Origin of the sequence: Caballeronia pedi (assembly GCF_001544915.2) — a bacterium.
Lineage (GTDB): Bacteria > Pseudomonadota > Gammaproteobacteria > Burkholderiales > Burkholderiaceae > Caballeronia > Caballeronia pedi.
The window spans coordinates 89,174-112,835 of sequence record NZ_FCOE02000010.1 but is presented as its reverse complement, the minus strand read 5'-3'; the positions used below and the strand labels follow the sequence as shown (position 1 = coordinate 112,835).

Here is a 23,662-nt window from a genome sequence, read left to right as displayed (position 1 = left end):
GCTCAGCGTCCTTCGCCGGCCGGCGTCGCGCCGGGCGTGCCGCGATGAAACCGCGCGCGCAGCTTGCGGCCGATCGAATCGAAGCCGAGATAGATCACGGGCGTGGTGAACAGCGTGAGCAATTGCGACACGATCAGACCGCCGACGATCGCCACGCCGAGCGGTCGCCGCAGCTCCGAACCCGCGCCCCAGCCGAGCATCAGCGGCAACGCGCCGAGGAGCGCGGCCATCGTCGTCATGAGAATCGGGCGGAAGCGCAGCAGGCACGCCTGGAAGATCGCTTCGCGCGGCGACTTGCCCTGATCGCGTTCGGCTTCGAGCGCGAAGTCGATCATCATGATCGCGTTCTTCTTCACGATGCCGATCAACAGCACGATGCCGATGATGCCGATGATGTCGAGATCGTGCCCGGTGATCATCAGCGAGAGCAGCGCGCCGACGCCCGCCGAAGGCAGCGTCGAAAGGATCGTGATCGGATGGATGAAGCTCTCGTACAGCACGCCGAGCACGATGTACATGGTCACGATGGCCGCGAGAATCAGGAACAGTTCGTTCGACAGCGATGCCTGGAACGCGAGCGCCGCGCCCTGAAAGCGGATCTGGAACGACGCGGGCAAGCCGATCTCCTGCTTCGCCTCCTCGATCGCCTTCACCGCCGCGCCGAGCGACGCGCCCTTCGCGAGGTTGAAGGAGACGGTGGTCGCCGGGAACTGGCCGAGGTGCGTGACCAGCAAGGGCGCCGCGCGCTCATGGAACTTCGCGATCGCCGAAAGCGGCACCTGACCGTTGGTCGCGGTCGAGGAGGGCAGGTAGATGCCGTTGAGCGTGTCGCTGTAATGCGCGTCGGACGGCTCCGCTTCGAGAATCACGCGGTACTGGTTCGACTGCGTGAAGATCGTCGAGATGATGCGCTGGCCGAACGCGTCATACAGCGCGTTGTCGACGGTCGCGGGCGTGATGCCGAAGCGCGCGGCGGTCGCCCGGTCGATCTCGATATACACCGACTGGCCGTTCTGTTGCAGATCCGTGGCGACATCGGTCAGGATCGACGTGTGTTGCAGGCGCTCGACGAGCTTCGGCACCCACTCGGCGAATTCGGTCGCGTTCGGGTCCGTCAGCATGAACTGATATTGCGTCGGACTGACGGTCGAATCGATCGTCAGATCCTGCACCGGCTGCATGTAGAGTTTGATGCCGGGAATGTCGGCGACTTCGCTCTGGATCGTGCGGATGATGTCGCTCGACGTATTGTCGCGGTCGTCGCGCGGCTTCAGGTTGATGAGCATGCGCCCGCTGTTGAGCGTGATGTTGGTGCCGTCCACGCCGACGAACGACGTCAGGCTCTCCACGTCCTGGTTCTGCAGGATTTTCGCCGCGAGCGCCTGTTGCTGCTCGGCGACCGCCTTATACGACGCCGCCTGCGGCGCCTGTGTGATCGCCTGGATCACGCCCGTGTCCTGGGTCGGGAAAAAGCCCTTCGGAATGTACACGTACAGCACGGCGGTGCAGATGAGCGTGAGCACGAACACGAACAGCGTCGCGCGTTGACGCGCCAGCACCCAGTTCAGCGCGACCGCGTAACGCCCGATCACGTAATCGATGAACTGGTGCGCGCGCGCCTCGAAGCGCTTGCTTTCCTTTGGCGGCGTGTGGCGCAGGAGCTTGGCGCACATCATCGGCACGAGCGTGAGGGAGACGATCGCCGAAATGACGATGGTCACCGCGAGCGTGATGGCGAACTCATGGAACAGGCGGCCGACCACGTCGCCCATGAAGAGCAGCGGAATCAGCACGGCGATGAGCGAAACCGTCAGCGAGATGATCGTGAAGCCGATCTGCTTCGAGCCCTTCAGCGCCGCTTCGAGCGGCGGATCGCCTTCCTCGACGTAACGCGCGATGTTCTCGATCATCACGATGGCATCGTCGACGACGAAGCCGGTCGCGATGGTCAGCGCCATCAGCGAGAGGTTGTCGAGCGAAAAGCCGCACAGATACATGATCGCGAGCGTGCCGACCAATGACAACGGCACGGAAAGGCTCGGGATGATGGTCGCGTAAACGTTCGCGAGGAAGAGATAGATGACCAGGACGACCAGCACGACGGACAGCGCGAGTTCGAACTGCACGTCGCGCACCGATGCGCGGATGGTGGTGGTGCGGTCGGTGACGACGCGAACGTCGAGCGCGGCCGGCAGCGCCTGCTGCAATTGCGGCAGGATTTTCTTGATGCCGTCGACGACCGCGATCACGTTCGCGCCCGGCTGGCGCTGCACGTTCAGGATGATCGCGGGCGTGGAATCGACCCACGCGCCGAGCTTCGTGTTCTCCGGGCCCTGCACGATGGTGGCGACGTCTGTCAGCATCACCGGCCGGCCGCTGCGATAGGCGACGACCGCGCTCTTGTACGCGTCGGCGTCGGTGAGCTGGTCGTTCGCGTTGATCGTGTAGGCGCGCGAAGGGCCGTCGAAGTTGCCTTTCGGCGTGTTGACGTTGAGGTTCGAGATGGTCGTGCGCAAGTCGTCGATGTTCAGGCCGTACGACGCCAGCGCGCGTGTATTCGCCCGGATACGCACGGCGGGGCGGTTGCCGCCGCTCACCGCGACGAGGCCCACGCCCGCGACCTGCGAAATTTTCTGTGCGAGACGCGTGTCGGCGAGGTCCTGCACCTGCGTGAGCGGCAATGTCTTCGAGCTCACGGCGAGCGTCATGATCGGCGCGTCGGCGGGGTTCACCTTCGCGTAGATCGGCGGCGCGGGCAGGTCGGACGGCAGCAGGTTGCCCGCCGCGTTGATCGCCGCCTGCACTTCCTGCTCGGCGATATCGAGCGGCAAGTCGAGGCTGAACTGCAACGTGATGACCGATGCTCCCGCCGAACTCTGCGACGACATCTGGTTCAGGCTCGCCATCTGGCCGAACTGCTTTTCGAGCGGCGCGGTGACGCTCGAGGTCATCACGTCGGGCGACGCGCCTGGATAGAACGTCTGGACCTGGATCGTCGGATAGTCGACGGCGGGCAGCGCGGACAGCGGCAAAAAGCGCAGCGCGACGAGGCCGACCAGCATGATCGCCGCCATCAGGAGCGCCGTGCCGACCGGGCGCAGAATAAAAATGCGAGATGGGTTCATGCCGAATTGGTTACGTGATGCTCGGGATTACTGCTGCTGCGACGGCTGACGTCGATGCCCGCCATGCCGCGCGCCCGACGCCGCCGTCGCGGGCGCAGCCGCCGACGCGCCCGAAGCAGCGGACGCAGCGGACGCGCCCGAAGCCGCCGCCGCCTTTTCAGCCGGGATCGTGATCTTCGCGCCTTCCTTCAGGCGGTCGGAACCGTCGATCACCACGCGCTCGCCCACTTGCAGCCCGGACTTGATGCTGGTGCGCTCGCCGTCGACCGGACCGGTCTTCACGTTGCGCACCGTGACGGTGTTGTCCGGCTTCACGACATAGACGAACGCGCCCGACGATCCGTTCAATACCGCGGACGTCGGCACGATGGTCGCGTTGCGGATCACGTCGACGAGCAACTTCGTGTTCACGAACTGATTCGGAAACAGCATGCCGCCCTTGTTTTCGAAGGTGGCGCGCAGCTTCACGGTGCCGGTGGTCGTGTCGATCTGGTTGTCGACGGTTTCGAGGAAGCCTGCTTCGAGCGAGGTGGTGTTCGCGCGGTCGTACGCGGTGACCGACATCTTCGTGCCCGCGTGCAGCGGCTTGAGAATGGCGGCGAGATTGTCCTCGGAGGTCGTGAAGATCACGCTGATCGGCTGCAGTTGCGTGATGACGACGACGCCATTGGTGTCGCCCGTCGTCACGTAATTGCCCGGGTCGACCTGACGCAACCCGACACGCCCCGACACCGGCGCCGTAATGCGCGCGTAGGTGAGGTCGAGCTTGTAGGTATCGACGTTCGCCTGGTCGGATTTCACCGCCCCTTCGTACTGCTTGACGAGCGACGCTTGCGTGTCGACCTGCTGCTTGGCGATGGAATCCTGCGACAACAGCGTCTGATAGCGCTGCAGGTCCAGGCGCGCGGTCTGCAGCAGCGCCTGATCCTTCGCGAGCGCGCCTTGCGCGTTGCGCAGCGAGATTTCATACGGGCGCGGGTCGATCTGCGCGAGCACGTCGCCCTTTTTGACCATCTGGCCTTCCTTGAAGGCGACGTCGACCAGCGTGCCGTTCAGTTGCGTCTTGACCGTGACGTTCGCGAGCGGCGTCACCGTGCCGAGCGAATTGATGACCACGGGCATTTCTCCCTGCGTGACGGACGCCACGTGCACCGGCTGCGGCTGGTTGGTCGCGTTCGCGCCGCGCCGTCCGCCCTGACGCGCTTCCTGCGGGCCGCTCGTGCCGCCGCTGTCGCCACGGTTCCACGGATGCCACCACGCGATCGCGCCGGCGACGATCAGAACCGCGATGATGAGCGGCACGATCCTGCGGCGGCGCGCCGTGGGCTCGATCGCGGCGGGCGTTGCGGGCGTGGGAGGCGTCGGGCGCGGCTGCGAGGGGGGATTCTTTTGGTCGTCCATCGGTTCGGTGGCTGGGTCTTTCAAAACGGGTACGGTGCGCGCACGAACGGCGGTTCGAACGTGCGCGGGGCGAAGCGACGCGCGCCTGAAACCGAACCGAAGCGGAAACCGCGACGAATCACGAGGCCGTCGAAAGCAGCCGGAAAGCCTTCCCGCCGAGGCAGGTCGGACATCGGCGCGGCCCCGGTGCGCGCGAAGCATGATGCTACGTGCCACACCCGGCTCCGTCCACCGGTCATTCTTTCTGTTGATTACGACTGTTACACGCGCATCGATGCGAGCTTTCGATGCACTTCGGCCGGCGTCGGCCTTCGCGTCGATGCGTAGTCTAACCGGCGGCGCGCGCGGCGTTCGTCGCGTGCGTGCCGCCGATCTCGCGCGTGATGTGCTCGACGCATTCGAGCAGTGAAGGTGCGACATCGTCGACGAGGACTTCGCGCGGGCACTGATGCGAAGCGCCGCCGCAGTTGACCGAATAGCGCTCTTCGGATGGCCCGACGAAGCCGGCTGCGACGGCGTTCAGCCCGTGATGCCACTCGCCGAGCGAGATCGCGAAGCCGAGGCGCAATGCGTCGTCGATGCCGCGTTGCAGGCCGCCGGCGATCGCCGGCCAGTCGTCGCCCGAGGCCGTCTGCAGACTGCCGATGAGCGCGCGCCGATCCGCCTCCGACAGCACCGCGAGATAAGCGCGTCCGACCGCCGTGCGGCTCAGATCCATCCGGCCGCCTACTTCGAGCCGCGACACGAGCACCGCCGATCGCGGCCGAATGGCATCGATTACAACCATCTCAAGACGATCGCGCACGGCGAGGTGCACGGACAAGCCGGTGCGCTCCGCGAGCCGGATGAGGAACGGCCGCGCCCGGGCACGAATATCGAAATTGCGTAAGAATCCGTTGCTCAGTTCGAGCACGGACGCGGTCAGCACGAAGCGCTCGCTATCGGGCAGGCGAAGCAGCAGCCCCGCGCCGACGAGCGTCGCCGTGATGCGTGAAATCGTGGGCTTCGGAATGCCGGTCCAGTCGGTCAGTTCGCGGTTGCTCACGGGCGCGTCGGCGGCGGCGATCCGGCGCAGTACATCGAGTCCGCGCGCGAGTGCGGTAACTTCCTCGCCGTCTTTTTCCCGGGCGCGTTCCCGGCCCAGCGACCGATCATTTTGCATAGGCTTTTGTTTTGTGAAACATTGTTTTGTTTGATGACTGGGCGCAATTCTACAAGCAGGCATCGGCAAACTTGCAAACGATGCAAGCCTCGGCGATAAGGTGCATTCGCTACGAATTTTTTTCGTTCATCAGCACGCCTTGAACGAAACTTGGGCAGTTGCCCGGACCGTGAAATTTTGCTTGACTCGCGCAGCGATCCCGGAAAAAATGGAACCGAATTTCGAAACCGGAGACGATGTGCGCGTAAGCGCTTCCCGCCCGAGGCTCGAAAGACAGGCTCTCAGGTTCTAGCACGGCCCTCGGAATGGCTAGAACTTTTAAGGCGCTACGGCAACGTAGCGCCTTTTTTTTCGTCCAGGCGTTCGCTGGATGCTTCGGCGCGAATATACCGCAAAGCACCGCAATCGCCCGGGATGCCGGCAGACAGGGTTGGAGGCGGGAAAGCAAGCGGCCGTGTTCTTGAGCGGGCCGCCCGAAGGACGCAGCGCGATCGCGCTGCGTCGGAGGGGATCAATACATGTTGCCGAATACGCGACGCTGTTTGAGCAATCGCTTGCCGCGCACGATCCAGTAAATGCTCGCACACACCAGCAGCAGGGCGACTGCCAGCACGAGCAGCGGCGAGATGCGCTCGGGCGCCGGCGGACTCGTGCCGATGAGCAGCGCCGCGAAGAATGCGGCTCCCGCCTGATAGAACGCACGATGAGCCAGGTTGCGGCGCATGCGGGGCGTGGTGAAGCGGGAGACAGGGGCGCGCGTGAACGGCTCGAACAGCATCAATCCTGCGACGAGGACGATAGCGGCATTCATCAAAAGCATGGTGCGGGATTTCGTGGAGGCGGGACGGTGGCGAATATAGCCAACCGGATAGCGCTCCAAAACCAGAAGTCTCCTAAATGTAGAGGAAAAATTCTAGTTGCTGATTATTCGTCAGGCCGCGTTTCCCGACAGGCCTTTGAAAGCAGGATGTCGGTCTTCGAGCGTCAGCCAGTTCTCCTATGATGCAAGGTTCGAGCGGTCGGTTCGCTCTTCCTGTAAGCGAACTGGATGGTTCATCGCTTTCCAAGAGACGTCGCCTCGAAAGCGTATGATGTTCGCCAGTTTCGAGATCAGGTAGAAGGTAACGCCATGCAGATGAATTCCATGAACCGCATTGCCGTGGTGCTCGCGGCGCTCGGCGTGCTCGCCGCCTGCGAAAAGCACGACGCCACCGCGGGACAGGCCGCGAGCGCCTTGAACAACGTCGCGAGTCAGACCAGCCAGAAGTTCGATCAGGCGGCGAGCTACGTCGGCCAGAAGGTCGATGCGGCCAAGCAGTCGGCGCAGCAGAATTTCGACAACGCCGGCTCGACGCCCGACGTGTCCGCAAGCAGCGTCGCCGCAACGGCGCGGGCGAACTTCGATAACGCGGCGAGCGCCACCAACGCCGCAATCAACAATGCCGCGAGCGCAACCGGCGCCGGTCTTCAGTCGGCCGGGCGCAAGTTGCAGGAATGGTCGGCGACGAGCGGCGGCGCGTCGAACCCGCAGGCGAGCGCGCAGGGCTCGGTCGCGGGCCCGTCGTCCGACGCTGGCGGTACGCGCACCGAGATGGACAAATAGCGCGCGGCGTATTCGTCTGAAAAAAACAGTGCGCACACGCTTAACATTCGGTTACGTCCGCATCGGGCGGGCCGCTTGTCCCAGCCGCTAAACTGGCGGTCTTTCAGAAATCGAGACCGTTATGAAGTCACGCAACCTCGCGCATGTCCGCGCGTGGGCGTCTGTCGCGATATCCTGGATGGCGGCGCTCGTGCGCCAGCGCGCGCGCCGCGCTTCGTGCGCGTTCTTACTCGCCGCATTCGTCGCGGCTATCGTGCTCGCGGCGCCTGCCGCCCAGGCGGCCGGTCCCGCTCTCACGCTGCCGTCCTTTCAGGAACTGATCACGCCGGCTGCGCCCGCATCCGCGCCGGACGCTGCATCAGCGCCCGCGATGTCCGATGCCGAGATGATTCGCTCGCTCGACAACGTCATTTCGACGCTCGACAGCGACAAGCAACGCGCCGCGCTCGTCTCGCAACTGAAGCACCTGCGCGATGCCAGGCGCGCCGCCGATGACGCGCTTGCGGCATCGGGCGCGGCGGCCGCGCCCGCGCCCGCGACGGCGGACGCCACGGCGAGCGGCACACCCGCTGCGGCCGCGGGTGCGGCGGCGACGTCCGGCGCGACGGCATCGTCGGTTGTGGCGACGATCGCGCAGAACGCCGGCCTGCTCGGCGCCATCGCATCGGCGCTCACCAATATCGAAGCCGACGTGAAGCGCGGCAAGACGCCGATCGCCTACTGGAGCGGGCGTTTCAATGCCGCCGGCAACGAACTCTTCACGATCGTCACGAGCCAGAGCCGCGAGTCGTTCGGCCGCACGCTCTTCAACTATTTCGCGACGCTCGCGGGCTGGGGCGCGTGCGCGTTCGTGCTGGTGTATGTGCAGCGGCGCATGCAGACGCGCTATGGCATCGACACCGGCCTGCATTCGAATCCGACGACGCGCGAACTGCTGCTCTTCACGATGCGCCGCGTCGCGCCGTATCTCTTCGCGTTTCTCGCGGCGCTGACCTTCACGCACTACATGCCGCTGTCGCTCGGGCGCACGCTCGCGATGGTCACCGCCTATGCGATGGTCGCGGGCGCGGTCTTTTCCGCGATCTGCCTCATCATGTTCTCGCTGTTCGGCTCGGCGCATCGGCGCGTCGCGGTGAATTTGCTGATTCTGCGAGCGCGGCGGCTGCTGTTTCTGATCGGCACGCTCGGCGCGCTCGGCGACGCGGCCGCCAACTACGACGTCGCGCAGCAGCTCGGCACCAATCTGTCCGCGCTCATTTCGACGTGCGCGAACATGGGCGCGGCGGGCCTCACGGCTTACTTCGCGCTCGCGTTCCAGCGGCCCGTCGCGCATCTGATCAGAAGCCGCACCTACGAGCAGCGCCATACGCGCAAGGCCGCGACTGAAACCTTCGAGGTGGTCGCGTCGCTGTGGCAGTTGCCGCTGCTGTTGCTCGCCTCGGCTTCGGTGGTGGCGACGCTGATGGGCATCGGCACATCCGAGAACGTGTTGCAGATGGCGATCGCGACCGCGGGCCTGCTCGTCGTCGCGTTCTTTCTCTCGGCGATCGTCGTGCGCATCACGCGCCCCAAGTCGCGCAAGCCGCGCCGGCAATCGGCTTACGTGCGCAGACTCATCAAGTTCGTCGGCACGATGATCGTGGTCGGCGTCTGGCTCGTGTTCCTCGAACTGTCGTCGCGTTTCTGGGGCTTTTCGATCGCGCGGATGGCGGAGGAGAGCGTCGCGGCGCGCGGCATCACGCACGCGGTCGCGATGATCGTGCTGACGTTCTTCGTCGCGTGGCTGATCTGGATTCTGATCGACACGGGCATTCAGGAAGCGCTGCGGCCAGACGCGGCGCGGCGCGGCGGGCGTGGCCCGAGCATGCGCGCGCGCACGATGCTGCCGCTCGTGCGCAATGTCGTGTTCGTGTTCCTGCTGACGGCCGCGGCGATCGTGACCGCCGCGAACCTCGGTCTGAACGTGACGCCGCTGCTCGCGGGCGCGGGCGTGATCGGCCTCGCGGTCGGTTTCGGCGCGCAGTCGCTCGTCGCGGATCTGATCACGGGGCTCTTCATCATCATCGAGGACACGATCTCGGTCGGCGATTCGATCGAGGTCGAGGGCGGCCATGCGGGCATCGTCGAAAGCCTGACGATTCGCACCGTGCGCCTGCGCGACGGCCAGGGCGCGATCCACGCGATTCCCTTCTCGCAGATCAAGACGGTGAAGAATCTGTCGCGCGATTTCGCGTATGCGGTGTTCGAAGTGCGCGTGCCGTTCACGGCGGACGTCGATGAAGTCACGCAGATGATCCGTGAAGTCGGCGCCGAACTGATGGCCGATTTGCGCTATCGGCTCGAAATGCTCGGGCCGGTGGAAGTGTGGGGGCTGGACCGTTTCGATCCGAACTGGATGGTCGTGAAAGGGCAGATCAAGACGCGGCCGCTGCAGCAATGGAGCGTCGCGCGGGCGTTCAACCTGCGCATCAAGCGCAAGATGGACGAAGCGGGCATGGAGATTCCCGTGCCGCAGATGCATGTGCAGATGACGCGCGATGCGATGCTCGGCGCCGATGCCGCCGAAGGCCGCGAGCGCGCGCGCCGCATCTGGACGGGCGAGGCGCCGCCGGGCGCCCAAGAGGACGAAGCGGCGGTCGGCCCGAAGCTCTCGCGCGATGTTTCGCACGAGCCGCAGCCGGCGCCGCCGCCGACCGATCAATCCGTGCCGATTCCGCCGCAGATTCCGACGGCCTCGGAGCCGGGGAAGGGCTGAGCGTTCTTCAGGCGGCGAGCAGATCGTTGACGTGCGTGGCGATCTGCTCGCCCGCGACGCCGTAGATATGCAGCGACACGGCGCGCGCGGCGGTATCGGCGGGATTGCCCAGTTGATGGATCGCGCCGCGTCCCGCGTCCACGTAAGAGACCGCGCCGGGCGGCCGCGCGTGACGCCGCGTTTCGACGGCGCGATGCGCGGCGGCATCCCAGCGATACAGCGTTTCTTCGAGCCCGCCTTCGATCACGGCATAACCGCACCACGTCCGATGACCGTGCACCGGGCTTGCTTGTCCCGGCTCCCAGACGAGCGCGGCGATCGCGTAGCGGTTGAGCGGATCGGCGGCGAGCAGATGACGGCTATAACCCTGCGCATTGCTCACGCGCTGATCGGGGCGCAGCAGGCCCGGATCGGCGATCGCGCGTTGCAGCGCAAGGCGCACGCGCTCGCCGAACGATGCACGCGGCCCCGTTTCGGCTGCGGCAAAGGCGGCATCGATCTCGCGGCACAGTTGTTCGAGCGCCGGGCTTTTATTGGCGGGGCAATCCGAAGCCGGATGAGCCGGGGAGAAGGGCCGCGCCGGGCCGCTGACATGTTCGAGTCGCATAGTGGATGGAGCCGTCTATTTGTCGTTGTTGACTGCCTTATTTATACCGGCTTGCCTCCAGAATTAGTTTCCATATAATTCCGCTCGAACATCCAGAAATAGAATAATTTCCTATAAGGGGTGCAGCATGGGAATGGACCTCATCGACCGCAAGTTGCTCGAATTGCTGCAGAACGATGTGACGATGCCCATCGCGGAGCTCGCGCAACGGGTGAATCTGTCGCAGACGCCTTGCTGGAAGCGCGTGCAGCGCCTGAAGGAAACGGGCGTGATCCGCGCGCAGGTGGCGCTGTGCGACCCGAAGAAGCTCGGCGTCGGCACGACCGTTTTCGTCGCGGTGCGCACGAACCAGCACACGCAGACGTGGGCTGAAGATTTCACGCGCGCGGTGCGCGATATTCCGGAAGTGGTCGAGGTGTACCGGATGAGCGGCGAAACCGATTATCTGTTGCGCGTGGTGGTGTCCGATATCGACGACTACGATCGGGTGTACAAGCTGCTCATTCGCGCGGTGCCGCTGTATGACGTCAGTTCGAGCTTTGCGATGGAGCAGATCAAGTATTCGACGGCGTTGCCGGTCAGGCCGACGCTGGAGAGTTGAGGAGCCTTAACGTGCGCCCCAAACAAAACGCCGCCCGGTGAGGGCGGCACAACACGTCCGGTCACAAGGTATCCCGGCCTTGCCCCTTGCCCCTTGCAGCCCTTGCCGGGATCGGACGCGCATGGAATCGTGAGTAGTATCGTCATCGGGCGGGCGTCGTTCAAGCGACAGGGTGCAGCACAGAATTTCGCGCGTGGCGTGCGCGTTGCGAAACGACGCGGATTAACGCTGCGCGAACCGCCTCGGTCGCAATCCAACTGAAACCCAACCCGAGTACCATGTCGGGTCCTTTCTCCAACCGCGCCGCACACCATTTCATGACCCACGACCCCCGCGACTCCCGGCCCACGGACGGCAAGCCCAAGAAAAATCCGACCCGCGCGGTCAGCGTGTTCATCGTCGTCGTGGTGTTGCTGGTGATCGGCACGGTCCTCTTCAACGCGATCCGTGAAAAGCGCGCGTTCGATCAGCAAAACGCGCAGCCCTCCGCCGCGAGCGACGTTCGGCCAGCCGTGCCCGCGATCGGAGCGTCACAGTAAGCGCCCGTCACACTGGCAGACGAATCTGCGCGGCGTCCTTGCCGATGAGAGACGACGCCGTCAGCATCTGCTTGCATTGATGCGCGAGCAGCTTCAGGTCGTGGAGCGCATCGGCGGGCAAGGATTGCGCACGCTCGGCTTCGACGACCATCTTGTCGAGATCGCGCCGCAGTTCCTTGAGTGCGTCCGCCTGCGCGGGCGACGCATCGGGCCTGGGCGCGGCGGGCAGTTCGCTCTCGGCGCCCGCGAGGTTGTCGCGCACTACACCGAAGGTGCGCTGCACCGGCTCGAACGGCTGGCCGCCCGCTTCGTTGAGCGACTGCAACAGCGGCGCGGCGGCGGTGATCTGCGAAGCCAGCACATGGCTTTGGACGAGCAGATCGTTCAATTCGGCGACGTACCTTTGCTGCGCCTTCGGCTCCAGCATCATGCGCTGGAACGCCTGCGCCAGATTGGCGAACGCGATATGCACGTTCTTGCGCGCGAGCCGATAGCGGAAGTCGCGGTCGAGCGCGGTGGCGGCGACCGTGGCCGCTGCGGATGCGCCCTTGCTCGCCGTCGCCGCCGTGCTCTCGCCGATACTCACCGACGACAAACGCTGCGCCGTTGCGCTCGCGGCCTTCATCGCCGAATCGGCGACGAGCGCCGGTTCGAGCGGCGGCGTGGCGGCGCTCGGTTCGTTGGCGGCTTCGGCGCTGACGTTGACGGTTTGCGCCGCCGCTTCCGCCACGACGGCCGACGCCGCCACCGCGCCCGCGTTCGCATCCGCGAATACGGCGCGCTCGACCGGCGTCTCCATCGTCGATGAAGCAGCCGCGCGGGCCTTTTCCGCAGGCGACGCCGGCTTCGCCCGCCACCACCAGCTCGCTTCCAGATAGCTGCGCGTCGCGGCGAGCAGATCCTTCACGAGCTTGCCCATCAACCGATATTCCCAGTACGGAAACAAGTGGCTCGCCGCGATGGCGATCGCGCAGCCGACGACCGTATCGATCGCGCGCTCGCCGATCAGCCGCAAGCTGCCCGGCGCGAGCAGATGGAACATCAAGAGCACATACGACGACGTGAACACGACGCTCGCCGCGTAGTTGAAGAGCAGCAGGCTATAGCTCATCACCATCGACGCGAACATGACGACGAGCAGGATATGCGGCTCCTTCACGAAGAGAATCAGCGCGATGGTCACCGCGCAGCCGATCGCCGTGCCGATGATCCGCTGCGTGTTGCGCTGCTTGGTGAGCGAATAGCCGGGCTTCAGGATGATGACGGTCGTCATCACGATCCAGTACGCGTTCGTGAGCGGCAGCAACCGCCCGAGCCAGAAGCCGATGCCCACCGCGATCGTCACGCGCAGCGCGTGCCGGAAGCTCGGCGAGGCCATCGTCAGGTTCGAGAAAATCTGCATGAATGGCACGCGCCGGCTCGAAATGAAACGCGACAGCGCATGATCGATCTGCACTTCGGTTTCGATCGCGCTCGCGTCGTCGCGCGTGCGGCGGCGCATCTTGTCGATGAGGCGCGTCGCGCTCCATAGACGCCTGAACACGGCCGCCGCCGCCGTGTACGCTTCGGGATTCTTCTCGGGCAAGCCGTGCTTGCGCATCAGCTCCAGTTCGTACTCGATCGCGCGCAACTCGGCTTTCATGCTGATCTGCCTGCCCGCCGCATTGTTCTGCAACACCGCAAGGCCGATTTCTTCCAGATCCGCGCTCGCCTTCCTCATCAGGTCGCGATAGAAGATGAGCACATCCGATCCCGCGAAGGTCTTTCTCACGAGCGGATAATCCGTATGCGCGCCGACGAAGAACTCGTGCAGATCCACCACGTTGATGAACAGATTGAAGAGCCGCGCGCGCCGCGCATCGAGCTTGCCGCTTTTCACCTTCGGCAGATTGCGCAGCACGATGTCGCGCGCCGCTTCCTGCCGCTCGACGGCCGCGATCTGCTTTTCGATGAGCATGCGATAACACTCGTCGAGATCGGCGTCGCCGTCGTAGAAATCGGCGCGCGCGAGCAGATACTCGGCGCAACTGAAGATGCTCTCGGCGAGCGCCTGCTGTTCGATGCGATACACGAGCAGGCGGGAGACGAGCGTCGCCCAGTACGTGTACCAGAGGCCGCCCAGCAGAATCCACGAAGCGTTGATGAGCGCCTGCATCGGCGTGAAATGCTCTTCGAGCGTGACGACCATCATGAAGAGCGTCGCGAAGCTGATCTGCGGCCAGCGGTTGCCATACACGACGATCAGCGACAGCACGAAGGTGAGCGGCACGATGGTCAGCCAGAGCGTCAGCGGATGCGCCGTCGCGATGCCCGTGGCGAGCGCCGCGCAGAAGCCGATCAGCGTGCACGCGAGCATCTCGTTGTGTTTGTGCCGTAGCGGACCGGGCATGTCGACGACGCAGGCGCCGAGCGCGCCGGTGGCGATCGTGAAACCCAGCTCGCGATTGTGAAAAACGATGAGCATCAGGACGGCGGGCAGCGACACGCCCAAAGCGATGCGCAAACCGCCGAAGAAATACTGGCTGTAAATGAACTTCCTGATTTCGAACGAATAGCGCATCGACTTCCTGTTTTGACGCTCGTTGAGGTTCCGGGACGAGGCGAGAAACGAGTCTAACTCAACTCACGAGGCGTTCAGACCTCGGCCATTCGGCCAGGTTCTCGGCGGCGCGCATGCTTTGCTATGCTGGCGCCTGATCTCTACAAAGCTTTTCAAATCGTGCCTTTCGAGGCCGCTTTTCCATGCTCGAACTCTTTTATTCGAACCGTCACGAGACGCTCGCCGCCGCGCTCTTCGAAGATCTCGACGCTTTCGCGATGCGCGAAAGCGATCCCTTCGCGCGCGAAGCCGTCATCGTGCCGAGCGCCGCCGTGCGCAGGCGGCTCGAGCTCGACATGGCCGAGCGTTTCGGCATCTGCGCGAATGTCGATTTTTGTTATCTCGCGCAGTGGCTCTGGGCGCAGATCGGCCGCGTGCTGCCCGTGCCCGCGCATTCGCCGTTCGCGCCGGACCGGCTCGCGTGGCGCTGCTACAGGCTGTTCGAAGATCCGTCGTTCGGCGATTCGGCGCGGCTGTCCACTTATCTGGACGCCGCCGACGATTCGATGCGCTACGAACTCGCGCGCCGCATCGCGACGGTCTTCGACCACTATCTGACATATCGCCCGGAGTGGCTCACGCACTGGCAGTCGGGCGGCTCGATTCTGTCGGGCAGCGGTGCTGAAATCGATACGCGCGGCCCGCGTCTGGCGGGCGCGAACGACATCCAGCGCGAGGACGAGCGCTGGCAAGCCGCGCTCTGGCGCGCGTTGCTCGCGGACCTCGCGCGCGATACCGACGGCGACGGCGAAGCGAAAGACCCGACGCCGCCCGCCTACCGCTTTCTCGCCGATGCCCCCGGACTCGATCTCGACGCCGCCATGCGCGCGCAATGGCCGCGCCGCATCAGCGTATTCGCGCTGCCGACGATGCCGCCGCTGCACATCGCGCTGTTGCGCGAGCTGTCGCGCTGGATCGACGTGCGCGTCTATGCGCAGAATCCCTGCCGCGAGTTCTGGTTCGACATCGTGAGCGAGGCGCGCGTCGAGCAACTGCAATTGAAGGGCGAAGCGGACTTTCAGGAAGTCGGTCATCCGTTGCTCGCGGAGTGGGGACGGCAGACGCAGGCGCAACTGCACATGCTGCACGAACTGACCGAGCGCGCGGCGGCGAGCGAGCGTGAGCTTTTCGAAGACAATGCCGCGTCCACCTGGCTCGCGCGCGTGCAGAACGGCATCCTCGCGCTCGACGAGGAGAACGCCGGCCCGCAGCCCGAAGAGATCGTCGAGAACGGCATCGAAGTGCATGTGTGTCACAGCCTGTCGCGCCAGCTCGAAGTGCTGCACGATCGCCTGCTCGACTGGTTCGACACGATCGAAGGCCTGGAACCCTCGGACGTGCTGGTCGCGTTTCCGGATCTCGCGGTGGCGGGGCCGCTCATCGACGGCATTTTCGGCACCGCGCCGGCGGGCGCGAGCAACGAGCGGCGGCGCATTCCGTATCGCATCACGGGCCTGCCGCCGTCGCAGGCGAATCCCGTCGCGCGCGCGCTCATCGACTGGCTCGCGCTCACCGAGCGCAGCGTCGGCGCGCCCGAACTCGTGGAATGGCTGCGCGTGGACGCGATCGCGGCGCGTTACGGCATCGACCCCATCGCGCTCGAAACCGCGCAGGCGTGGCTTGCGGCAGCGGGCGCGCGGCGCGGCTTGCGCCCGGAAGACGTCACCGCCGACGACGTGCCCGCCGCCCGTCACACCTTCTCCGATGCGCTGACGCGTCTCTATCTCGGCTACGCGCTGCCGGGCGGCGGCGCGCCGGTGGCCGAATGGCTGCCGATCGAAGGCGCGAACGGCTCGGATGCCGAACTGCTCGGCCGCCTCACGCGCTTCGTCGACGACATCGACGCCTTCGCCGAACGCATCGCGACGCCGCGTACGGCCCGCGCCTGGGGCGATCTGCTGCGCGATGCGCTCGAACGCTTCTTCGACACGGGCGTCGCCTTCACCGATTCGGTCGGCGACGTGCGCCGCGCGATCGATTCGCTCATCGTCGCGATGGACGAAGGCGCGGGCGAAACCGAGGTTTCCGCCGCCGTGATCCGCACCGCGCTCACCGATACCCTCGACGATCCCGCGCGCGGCGGCGTGCCGTGGGGCGGCGTCACGTTCTCGTCGCTGACGAGTCTGCGCGGGCTGCCGTATCGCGTCGTCTGCCTGCTCGGCATGGACGATGGCATGCTGCCGAGCCTCACGCGCGCAGACGAGTTCGACCTGATGGCGCGCTTCGGCAAGCTCGGTGACCGCCAGCGGCGCGACGACGAGCGCAACCTGTTTCTCGATCTCCTGCTCGCGGCGCGCGACCGGCTGATGATCGCGTACACGGGACGCAGCATCCGCGACAATGCCGTGCTGCCGCCCGCCGCGTTGATCGACGAACTGCTCGATTATCTGGCGCGCTCCGTCGCCGGCACGCATGCGAGTCCGGACGAACTAGAGGAAGCGCGCGCGGGCTTTGTCTTCGAGCATCCGTTGCAGCCGTATGCGCCCGACTATTTTCATCAGGATGGCCGGCTCTTCACTTACGAACCCGAGCGTGCCGAACTCGCCCACGCGCTGGAATCGGGCAAGACACAACCCGTCGCGCGATTTTTCTCCACGCCCTTGCCCCAGGAAGACGACGTGCAGACCGTCGCCTTCGACGATTTCGTGCGCTTCTGGCGCCATCCCGCGCGCGCGCTTCTGCGCGACCGGCTCGGCATCGCGCTGAGGGACGCCGAAGCCGAACTCGACGCCAACGAGCCGTTCGAACTGGGCTTTGCAGGCCGCGACGCGCTTGCCGCGCGCGTGTTGCCCGCGCTGCTCGAAGCCGCCGAAGACGGCGATCGAGCCGCGCGCGAACGTGCGAGACGCGTCGCGCGCGCCAGTCCGGAAATGCCGGGCGGTGCGACAGGCGGTGTGTGGCAGGCGCGCGAGCTGCATGCTCTCGGTCAACTGGCGGAGCGCGTGCGCGCGTCGACGGCGGCGGGCGTCGAGCGTTTGCCGTTCTCGCTCGATCTCGCGCCGCGCTGGCCCGACACGGCCGGCGTCGCGCTGTTCGGCGGCTATGACGATGCGCTCGTCGATGTGCGGCCGATGACGCTCGTCGGCACGCTCAACGCGCTGACGCCGCAGGGCCAGGTGATCTATCGCTATGACGCGCCGCGCGCGCGCGATTACCTGTCCGCGTGGCTCGCGCATCTCGCCTACTGCGCGGCGCTGCCCGAAGGCCCGCGCCGCACGATATGGCACGGACGCGGTGCGCAATCGGCGGATTTCGAGTTGACGCCCGTCGCCGATCCGCTCGCGCAACTGGCCGCGCTTGCGGCGCTGTATCGCGCGGGACGGCGCATGCCGCTCCGATTCTTTCCGAAGAGCGCGTGGCTCAAGGTGAAGGAGGGCGATTCGAAAGCGCTCGCCGCGTGGGAATCCGAACGCACGCGCGCCGAATCCGATGACCCCGTATTTCGCATCGCGTTCCGAGGCACGGACCTCGCGCTCGACGACACCTTCGCCGCCATCGCGCGCATCGTGTACGACCCGCTCGTGCAACATCTGCGGAGCGGCGCATGACGACATCATTTGTGGACGACATCGTGCAGGAACTCGACGTCTTCGCTTGCACGCTCGACGGCGTGAACCAGATCGAGGCTTCCGCCGGCACCGGCAAGACCTGGAACATCTGCGCGCTATACGTGCGTCTGTTGCTGGAAAAGCGGCTCAGCGTCGAGCAGATTCTCGTCGTCACCTTCACGAAGGCGGCGACCGCCGAATTGCACGAGCGCATCCGTTCGCGGCTCGCGGGCGTCGCGCACGCGATCGAAAACGGCGATGCGGCCGGCGATCCGTTCATCGAGCGGCTCTTCGAAACGACGCTCGCCGGCATCGACGCCGACGAGGCCGCCAAACGTCTGCGCATCGCCGTGGCCACGTTCGATCAGGCCGCGATCCACACGATTCACGCGTTCTGTCAGCGTGCGCTGCAGGAAGCGCCGTTCGCCGCCGCGATGCCGTTCGCGTTCGACATGGAAGCCGACGACAGCGCGCTGCGCTTCGAACTCGCGGCGGATTTCTGGCGCGAACGCGTGGAGCCGGTGGCGGCGCGCACGCCGTCGTTCGCGTCGTGGCTCGTTGCGAAGGGCGCGGGCCCCGCATCGCTCGATACGCAGCTCGCGCGGCGACTGAAAAAGCCGCTCGCGGCGCTGCGCTGGGGCGGCGTCGAGGCGACCGAAGCCGCCGACGTGCAGGCGCTGTTCGAGCAGGCCTGCGCGCTGTGGAACGCCGAGCGCGACACCATCGTCAAGTTGCTGGCGGACGCGCAGGGCGCGCTCAAGGGCAACAGCTACAGCGCGAAGATCGTCGGCGAGGCCATCGACGCATGGACTGCGTATTTCGCCGAAGGCGACTGTCACGCGCCGCCGCCCGAGCGCGCGCTCAAGCTCACGGCGAGCGCGCTGGCGAAGGGAACCAAGCTCAGGAACACGCCGCCCGCGCACGCCTTTTTCGATCAGGCCGAGATGCTCGCCGCGTCCGCCGCCGCAGCCGAGGCATCGCAGCGCGCGATGTGGCTGGACGTCGTGCGCGAGTGGCTCGATCACGCGCCCGCGGAACTCGCCGCGAGAAAGCGCGCACGCCGCGTGGTGTCGTTCGACGATCTGCTGTCGAACCTGCATCACGCGCTGGTGCGGCACGCGTGGCTCGCCGAGGCGTTGCGCGCGCGCTATCCGGCCGCGCTCATCGACGAATTCCAGGACACGGACCCGCTGCAATACGCGATCTTCAACCGCGTGTTCGCGCCGCACGGGCCGCTCTTTCTCGTCGGCGATCCGAAGCAGGCGATCTACAGCTTCCGCGCCGCCGATCTGCACACCTATCTCGCCGCGCGCCACGGCGCGAGCGCGCGCTATACGCTCGCGGTCAATCAGCGCTCGACGCCGCCGATCATCGAGGCATGCAACCGCCTGTTCGAAGCGAATCCGGCTGCGTTCATTCTCGATGGCCTCGACTATCAGCCGGTGCGCGCGGGTACCCGCAAGCGCGGCCCGTTCATCGACGAAACGCCGGCCGCCGCGTATTCGGACATCGCGGATTTCTGCGTGTGGATGCTGCCGCACGGCGAATCCGCGCTTCTGAAGACGAACGCACAGCGCGATGCCGCCGAAGCCTGCGCCGCCGAGATCGCCCGGCTCTTGCGCGGGGCGCAGCGCGGCGAAGTGCGTATCGGCGCGCGGCCGTTGTCGGCGGGCGATATCGCCGTGCTCGTGCAGACGCATCGGCAGGGCAGCCTCGTGAAGCGCGTGCTCGCGGCGTGGGGCATCGGCAGCGTGGAGCTGGCGCAGGCGTCGGTATTCGGTTCGCTCGACGCCGAGCAGATCGAGCGCGTGCTCGCCGCCATCGACACGCCCGGTGATTTGCGCCGCCTGCGCGCCGCGCTTGCCACCGACTGGTTCGGTCTGGACGCCGCCGCGCTCTGGCGGCTCGAACACGCGGACGCGGCCGATCCGCACGGCGAGCCGATTGATTCGACGAGCTGGGTCGAGCGCTTCTCGCGTTATCGCACAATCTGGCACGAGCGCGGTTTCGCCGTGATGTGGCGCACGCTCGCGCGTGAGCTGTCGATCGCGACGCGGCTGGTCGCACGCGCCGATGGCGAGCGCCGTCTCACCAACGTCAATCATCTCGCGGAGCTTTTGCAAGCGCGCTCGGCCGAGCAGCCCGGCATCGCGCCGACGTTGCGCTGGCTGGCCGCGCAACGCGAGCAGCAAGGCGGCGGCGAAGAAGCGCAACTGCGTCTCGAATCCGACCGCAATCTCGTGCAGATCGTGACCATCCACAAGTCGAAGGGGCTGGAGTACGCGGTCGTGTTCTGTCCGTTCCTGAACGACGGAACCGCGCGCGATGCGTCGAAAACAGGCTTGCCCGATGCGCGCGAATATCACGACGACGCGGGCGTTGCGGTGCTGCATTACGGCATCGAAGCCGACGAGGACGAACACGTGAGCGCGGCCATCGCGCGCGAGCAGGCGGCCGAGCGCGCGCGCCTCGTGTATGTCGCGCTGACGCGCGCGGTGTTTCGCTGCTACGTCGTCGCGGGTGTCTATCTGTCGAGCCGGTCGACGAAGGAATCGTGCCGCAGCGTGCTCAACTGGCTCGTCGCAGGCAAGGGGCGCGACTTCGATGCGTTCTGCAAGGAACCGCCCGAGGAAGCGGACATCGTCGCGGCGTGGCACGCGCTCGCGGCGCAGGCGGACGGCGCGATCGGCGTCGCGCCGCTGCCGGTCATCGACATGCGCGAGCCGCTCGTCGCGGATAAGTCGGGCGAACATGAGATCGCCGCGCGCACGAATCAGCGCATCCTGCGCGATCGCTGGCGCATGGCGAGCTTCAGTTCGCTGATCGCCGCCGGCGCGCGCGACGAGGCGAATCAGGCGCAGCCGGCCGAAGCGCGCCCCGATCACGACGAGCTTGCCGCGCTGAACGACATCGCGCGTACAGAAGCCCCCGCACTCGCTTCGGACGACATTCTCGCGTTCCCGCGCGGCGCGGCGGCCGGCGAATGTCTGCACCGCATGTTCGAGCTGGCCGATTTCACGGCGTCTTCGGGCTGGAGCGCCGCCGTCGAGCGCGCGTTGCACGAGCATCCGACGCCCGCGCCCGAAGCGCTCGCGCCGCGTCTGCGTCCGATGATGCTGCGCCTGCTCGCCGATACGGTCGCCACCGAAATCGCGCCCGGCATGCAGCTTCAGCACATCGCGATGACACGTCGCATGAACGAGCTGGAGTTTCTGTTCCCGGCCGAGACGCTCGATTTCACCGCGCTGCGTCGTCTGCTCGCCGCGCACGGCTTTCCCGACGTCGCGCTCGAAAGCGGCGCGTTGCGCGGGTTCATCAAGGGATTCATCGACATGATCGTCGAGCACGACGGGCGCTACTGGATCATCGACTGGAAGTCGAATCATCTGGGCGACGCCGTATCGGACTATGCCGCCGCGCCGCTTGCCGTCGCGATGAGCGAGCACGCCTATCATCTGCAGGCGCTCATCTACGTGGTCGCGCTGCATCGCTATTTGCGCGCGCGTCTGGCGGGGTACGCGTATGACACGCATATCGGCGGCTACCTGTATCTCTTCGTGCGAGGCGTGCGGCCCGACTGGCGCGATGGTGAATCGCCTGCCGGCGTGCATCGCGGCAGGCCGTCGCGCGAACTGGTCGAAGCGCTCGATCGCCTGATGTCCGGAGGCCCGGCATGAGCACGCCCGATGCCATCGAAGCAGCGCGCGCCGCGCCCGCGCCCGCGGACGAAAACGCGGCGCTCGCGGAAGGCTTCGCGCGGCGCATGAGCGCGCTCGCGGCGCGGCTCGGCGCCGACGAACGCGGTGTGCTGTGGGCGGAACGCGCCGCGCTCGCGATCAGCCGCGCGACCGCGCAAGGCCATGTGTGCGTGCCGCTCGGCGCGCTCGCGCGCCGCCACGACGCGCGCTTCGACGAGGCGCGCGCCGCGCTGCTCGCAAGCGGCGTCGCGTGCCTCGTGCGCGGCGGCGCGCGCACGGAAGCGGCCGATCTGCTGCCGCTCGTCATCGACGAGAATGGGCGGCTCTATCTCGCGCGCTATTTCGATTACGAGCGGCGGCTCGCCGAGGCGCTCGTCGAGCGTTCGCGCGCGGCGCACGTGCAGATTTCGCAGCAGGCTGTCTTGCGGCAGGCGGAACGAATCGCGCGCTATTTCGGTCCGCGTGCCGACGACGACATCGACTGGCAGCGCGTTGCCGCATTCGTCGCGCTGGCGGGACGGCTGACGATCGTGAGCGGCGGGCCGGGCACCGGCAAGACGACGACCGTCGTCGGCGTGCTGGCGTGTCTGCTCGACGCCCATCCGGGCTTGCGCATCGCGCTCGCCGCGCCGACCGGCAAGGCCGCGCAGCGCATGCAGGAGGCGCTCATCGAACGCGCGGACAAGCTGCCGCCCGAACTCGCCGAGCGTTTGCCGCGCACCTCGTTCACCTTGCAGCGCCTGCTGGGCGTGCAGGCGGACGGGCGCTTCCGGCATCATCGCGACAATCCGTTGCCGTACGACGTGATCGTCGTCGACGAAGCCTCGATGATCGATGTCGCGCTCGCCGCGCATCTGCTCGAAGCGGTAGCTCCCGCAGCCCGCCTCGTGATGCTCGGCGACAAGGATCAGCTCGCGGCCGTGGAGGCGGGCGCGGTGTTCGCCGAACTGAGCGCGGCGCCGTCGTTCAGCGGCGCGGGCGTCGCGCGGATCGCGACGGCGCTGTCGGTCGATGCGAAGCGGCTCGAAGCGGCGCTGCCGCACGCCGAAGCGCGCGCCGTCGAGCCGAAACCATCGGGCGATCCACAACTCGACTTGTTCGCATCGGCGCCCGTCGACGACTCGGAAGGCTACGACGAACTCTTCGACACGCTGCCCGAAGACTGGACCGACAGCCGCGCGGAATCGGCGCCCGCGCTCACGGATTGCGTCGTCTGGCTGCAGAAGAACTATCGTTTCGGGCTCGATTCGGACATCGGCCGTTTGTCGATCGCGATCCGCGACGGCGACGAGAAGGCCGCGCTCGACGCGCTCGATCGTTCCGGCGAGCGCGCCGCCGTGCTCTTCGACGATGGCGACGCGACGCTCGCCGAGCGCACGCTCACGCGTCTCGCCAAAGGGTTCGCGCCCTATGCCGAGGCGCTGGCCGCCGTGCTCGATGACGCAGAGGCCGATCACGCCCGGCTGTTCGACGCGCTCAACCGCTTCCGCGTGCTCTGTGCGACGCGCAAGGGACCGCGCGGCGTCGACGAGGTGAACGCGCGCATCGCGGCGAAAGTGCGCGAGCAGGCGGGCATCGCGCTTGCGCTGGGTGCACAGTGGTTCGCGGGGCGGCCGGTCATCGTCACGCGCAACGACTATGCGCTCGGACTGTTCAACGGCGATATCGGCATCGCGCTGCCGGGCGCGGACGGCTTGTTGCGCGTGGCGTTTCGCATCGCCGATGGCTCGCTGCGCTATGTGTCGCCCGCCGCGCTGCCGCCGCACGACACGGCGTTCGCCCTGACCGTGCACAAGTCGCAAGGCTCGGAGTTCGAGCACGCGGCGCTCGTGTTGCCGGGCGCGTTCGTGCGCGTGCTGTCGCGCGAGCTGGTTTATACCGCGATCACGCGGGCCAAGCGCCGGGTCGAAGTGATCGGTTCGGCGGCGATTTTCGCGCAGGCCGTGAGGGAGCCGACGCGGCGCGATTCCGGACTTGCTGCGAGAATGCGCCGTCTGGCATGAATGCAGGATCAAGGAGCGACC

General features: G+C 66.4%; 14 protein-coding genes. 7 read left to right on the top strand and 7 right to left on the bottom strand.

Annotated elements, in window-relative coordinates:
• Positions 1-2: 2 nt before the first annotated feature.
• The 5 genes from AWB80_RS17415 to AWB80_RS17400 form a co-directional block, all read right to left on the bottom strand.
• Positions 3-3,125 (bottom strand): MdtB/MuxB family multidrug efflux RND transporter permease subunit, encoded by a 3,123-nt coding sequence (locus AWB80_RS17415; RefSeq protein ID WP_061175913.1) that lies wholly within the window; start codon positions 3,123-3,125, stop codon positions 3-5.
• Positions 3,126-3,152: 27 nt separating this feature from the next.
• Positions 3,153-4,526, bottom strand: coding sequence for an MdtA/MuxA family multidrug efflux RND transporter periplasmic adaptor subunit (locus AWB80_RS17410; protein ID WP_061175912.1), 1,374 nt, complete (start codon positions 4,524-4,526; stop codon positions 3,153-3,155).
• 20 nt (positions 4,527-4,546) lie between these two features.
• A complete protein-coding gene (locus AWB80_RS44020; protein ID WP_160147453.1) occupies positions 4,547-4,699 on the bottom strand; it encodes a hypothetical protein in 153 nt (50 codons plus the stop codon).
• Positions 4,700-4,854: 155 nt separating this feature from the next.
• Entirely contained in the window at positions 4,855-5,688 is an 834-nt protein-coding gene (locus tag AWB80_RS17405) for an IclR family transcriptional regulator (RefSeq protein ID WP_061175911.1), read from the bottom strand.
• Positions 5,689-6,199: 511 nt separating this feature from the next.
• The gene (locus AWB80_RS17400; RefSeq protein ID WP_143328066.1) at positions 6,200-6,568 is read right to left on the bottom strand and encodes a hypothetical protein; all 369 of its coding nucleotides are present in this window, start codon (positions 6,566-6,568) and stop codon (positions 6,200-6,202) included.
• Between the two features lie 249 nt (positions 6,569-6,817).
• On the opposite strand from AWB80_RS17400, the gene AWB80_RS17395 reads away from it, so the two are divergent.
• Both AWB80_RS17395 and AWB80_RS17390 read left to right on the top strand, forming a co-directional pair.
• A complete protein-coding gene (locus AWB80_RS17395) occupies positions 6,818-7,291 on the top strand; it encodes a BCAL1086 family glycoprotein (RefSeq protein WP_061175909.1) in 474 nt (157 codons plus the stop codon).
• A 121-nt stretch (positions 7,292-7,412) separates the two neighbouring features.
• Complete coding sequence (locus AWB80_RS17390) at positions 7,413-10,046, top strand: mechanosensitive ion channel family protein (RefSeq protein ID WP_061175908.1); 2,634 nt, start codon at positions 7,413-7,415, stop codon at positions 10,044-10,046.
• Positions 10,047-10,053: 7 nt separating this feature from the next.
• Here AWB80_RS17390 and AWB80_RS17385 read toward each other — a convergent pair whose 3' ends face one another.
• A complete protein-coding gene (locus tag AWB80_RS17385) occupies positions 10,054-10,653 on the bottom strand; it encodes a cysteine dioxygenase family protein (RefSeq protein WP_061175907.1) in 600 nt (199 codons plus the stop codon).
• Between the two features lie 127 nt (positions 10,654-10,780).
• On the opposite strand from AWB80_RS17385, the gene AWB80_RS17380 reads away from it, so the two are divergent.
• Both AWB80_RS17380 and AWB80_RS17375 read left to right on the top strand, forming a co-directional pair.
• Positions 10,781-11,254, top strand: a complete 474-nt coding sequence (locus tag AWB80_RS17380; RefSeq protein WP_087131368.1) for an Lrp/AsnC family transcriptional regulator — start codon at positions 10,781-10,783, stop codon at positions 11,252-11,254.
• 317 nt (positions 11,255-11,571) lie between these two features.
• The gene (locus AWB80_RS17375) at positions 11,572-11,793 is read left to right on the top strand and encodes a hypothetical protein (protein ID WP_061175905.1); all 222 of its coding nucleotides are present in this window, start codon (positions 11,572-11,574) and stop codon (positions 11,791-11,793) included.
• Positions 11,794-11,800: 7 nt separating this feature from the next.
• On the opposite strand, the gene AWB80_RS17370 is transcribed toward AWB80_RS17375, so the two are convergent.
• Complete coding sequence (locus AWB80_RS17370; RefSeq protein ID WP_061175904.1) at positions 11,801-14,353, bottom strand: FUSC family protein; 2,553 nt, start codon at positions 14,351-14,353, stop codon at positions 11,801-11,803.
• 182 nt (positions 14,354-14,535) lie between these two features.
• Between AWB80_RS17370 and recC the strand changes: the two genes are divergently transcribed.
• From recC to AWB80_RS17355, 3 genes are read left to right on the top strand one after another with little or no spacing between them, the layout of a single operon-like run.
• Positions 14,536-17,940, top strand: coding sequence for an exodeoxyribonuclease V subunit gamma (gene recC / locus AWB80_RS17365; protein WP_061175903.1), 3,405 nt, complete (start codon positions 14,536-14,538; stop codon positions 17,938-17,940).
• Positions 17,937-21,617: an exodeoxyribonuclease V subunit beta gene (gene recB, locus AWB80_RS17360; protein WP_061175902.1), complete on the top strand. Its 3,681-nt coding sequence runs from the start codon at positions 17,937-17,939 to the stop codon at positions 21,615-21,617. Before recC ends, recB begins: the two co-directional genes overlap by 4 nt.
• On the top strand, positions 21,614-23,641 hold the full coding sequence (locus AWB80_RS17355; RefSeq protein ID WP_061175901.1) for an AAA family ATPase: 2,028 nt from the start codon (positions 21,614-21,616) through the stop codon (positions 23,639-23,641). The genes recB and AWB80_RS17355 overlap by 4 nt, the downstream gene beginning before the upstream one ends.
• Positions 23,642-23,662 lie beyond the last annotated feature (21 nt).